The 2,690-nt window shown below is 67.0% G+C and carries 2 protein-coding genes and 1 pseudogene; all 3 read right to left on the reverse strand.

From position 1 onward, the window contains the following. The coding region (locus ACMO6A_RS14530) for a hypothetical protein (RefSeq protein WP_418471465.1) at window positions 1-774 on the reverse strand (774 nt) is incomplete at its 3' end. Between the two features lie 6 nt (window positions 775-780). Beyond that, window positions 781-1,749, reverse strand: a complete 969-nt coding sequence (locus ACMO6A_RS14535) for a hypothetical protein (protein WP_114554703.1) — start codon at window positions 1,747-1,749, stop codon at window positions 781-783. Window positions 1,750-1,799: 50 nt separating this feature from the next. Further along, window positions 1,800-2,690 (reverse strand): annotated as a pseudogene (locus ACMO6A_RS14540) (hypothetical protein); the annotation flags it as partial.

Here is a 2,690-nt window from a genome sequence, read left to right on the forward strand (position 1 = left end):
GCCGTTGTCCCTCCCTGGATCGCATGCTGGGATGACTTCGCGGCGGTGCCGCTCGAAGGCGGCGCGGTAGCCGCTGCGCATCTGCTTGATGAGGGGCGCCGCGGTCTTCACGATCCCGTTGACGTAGCCCTTGAGCGAGGAGGCCTTGGCCCTTACGTCGTCGGGCGGCGGCACGGGGCTGGCGCACCCGGGGCCCTGGGCGCGGAAGTGCGCCTCGATGACGAAGCGCGTGTTCTCGTCGAGGTCGTCCCATGCGACCGGCACGCGCTCGGCCTCCGGCACGGCCTCGGCGTCGCTGTCCATGTCGGCGACGTTGACGAGCCGGTACAGCCCGGCCTTGGCGTCGCTCCATGACGCAGCCGCGATATCGACGGAGAGGTCGAGCACGCGCGCGGCTCCCCTCAGCCTCGTGGGGGGTAGTCCCACGAGCAGCGCCGGCGGGAACAACTCGTCCACGAAGAACAGCCCGCCGCCCGAGCCGCGGGGCCTGGACTTGACGCCGTAGACGCCCGTGCAGCCCTCGGCGGCCTTGATGTCAGCGCCGGGGAAGAGCGACTTCCATGTCGAGATGGGCAGGATCTCGCGGCACTCGTGCCAATCGGATGCGGCGAGCCCCGCGCAGTTCATCGCGGAGAGGTTGTAGAAGGCGTTGGCGCATCCCGTGTGCCTGGAAAGCGTCTCGAGATAGCGCCGCCACCCCGCCTCGCTGGATGCGGCTTCTGCCAGGTAGCTTTGGTTTTTCGCGTTAACCGTTCGGACGGTCGGGACGGCCATGGCGCGCTAGAGCTTCTTGCCGCCGGCTTCGCCCTCGGCCGTGGCCGATTTGGCCGCGGAGGCCTGGGCCATGGCGCCGATGAGGCACGGGTCGCGCTTCTCGGCGGCGTCCTTGCAGTAGGCGCGCACCTCGCGCAGGGCGGGCGCGATATCCTCCTTGCCGGTGTACTGGACGGTGAGCGACTTGCCCAAGCTGGAGCCGAACATATACGCATCGGCGTCCGTGCGCAGGAAGAAGCGCACCTCATCGGGCCGCTCCGTGAAGTCCTCGACGTAGACCTCGCGGCAGCCGACGTCCTCGAGGTCGCGGACCGTGATGGCGCTGTCGCCGATCTTGTCGGCATCGACCGAGTAGACGGCCAGGTCGTTGCCCCCGTGGGCGACGGGGCAGACGGAGACATGCACCCCGCCGCCGTCGACCGCGGGCCAGATGTTGACGGTGCAATCGTAATCGCCTGCGTGCTCGAGGACCTGTTCGTAGAACTCCCTGGCCTGCACGCTGTGTCCGACCCCCAGGTCGAACGAGTTGGGGTCGAGATGGTCGTGGATGACGTCCCAGCCTTGGCTGTAGACGGCGTCGTCGATATGGTTCCCGAGCTGGTCCATGGCGCGCTCGACGTTTTTCTCGGTCGCGGGGATGGGGAAGCCGAAGTTGCCCCAATCGTTCTCAAGTGAGTCGGCGATGTCTTTGCGGCGCCAACGAAGCGTGATGAACTCGTCGTCGTAGAGCTTGCCGCCGGTCGGCACGTAATCGCGTCCGCACTCCTTCTCGAAGCGCAGCTTCGCGTGCGTCACGTCATCGAAGGGCTCGATAGACTCCCAGGTGCGTGCATCCGCATCGTAGCCGCGGGCCACGGCGTACGGAAGGGTCCCGCCCTCGGCGATGCGGCCGCCGTCGGCCTCCGTCATCGCCAGCAGCGCGGTGCCGCTCTCGTGGTCATACTCGAGGACGAAATGGTCCAGCTTGTCGTTCATGTCGGTACTCCTAGCGGATAGGGCGGCGGGACGCGTTGCCCGCCGCGGGTTTACTGATGCTTGTTGCCTCCGTGCTCGACGGAGCCGCCGCCGTGCTCAGACGCGGCCTTCGAGGCCGCGGCGGCCAAGGCCTGCGGGTCGCGGCCCCCCTTTTCCATCTCGCGGCTGCGAGACTCGTGCAGCCTGCGCGCCTTTTCGGTACGCAGCATGACGCTCCTATGCTGCAACTCCGGGCTGCGAAGATGGCGAGGTTTGGAGTCCAGCGCGGCGGCCGCCTTCGCGATCTCGCTTTCCAGCTGCGCGTCGGGAAGTCCGCGGATGGCCCTCTTCTCGCGCGCGTACGGGTCGGTGGCGAATCGCTTGACGACCTCAAGATCGAGTTCTCCATCCCGAGCCCAGACCAGCACGGAACGCCTGAACGATGCCGCCGCCCGCGACGTGCGGGCGAATTCGGCCACGGCGTCGCTCTCCGCATAGGCGTTGCCCACGTGGAGGTCCTGGACGGCCCCGAGGACGTTGAAAAGGTCTTCATGGGAAAGCGCGGGCGAATCGAGCTCTTCGAGCGCCGACGCCGGAAAGTGCAGCACGGAGAGCTCGTTTCCCCTGTCCGCCACGGCGAGATAGACGAGGCTGCGGTCCTCGGAGCGCCAGGCAATTGCCGTATAGCTGTCGTCGATCAGCCGGTAGGCGTTCTTGTAGAAGTCCTTTGCGCGGTAATCGTCGGTGCCGATATCGGAGTGTTTGGCTCTGAATGCGATGCTGTCGGGCATATCCGCATCGAGCGAGTAATCGCGGCCGCGCAGCTTCTCGTAGGCGAGCTTCGCCTTGCCGATGTCGTCGAACAGACGGCAGTCCTCCCAGTCGCGGGCGGCATGGTCGTACCCCTCCGCGACGATGTAGGGCGTGTTGTACCCGTCGATGGCCGGCACCGCCCCCTCGAC

Source organism: Eggerthella sp., from assembly GCF_048329335.1.
Taxonomy (GTDB): domain Bacteria; phylum Actinomycetota; class Coriobacteriia; order Coriobacteriales; family Eggerthellaceae; genus Eggerthella; species Eggerthella lenta.

Excerpts from the sequence above, each read along its gene's own strand:
- ACMO6A_RS14535 (WP_114554703.1), bottom strand. The coding sequence starts at position 1,749 with ATGAACGACAAGCTGGACCATTTCGTCCTCGAGTATGACCACGAGAGC.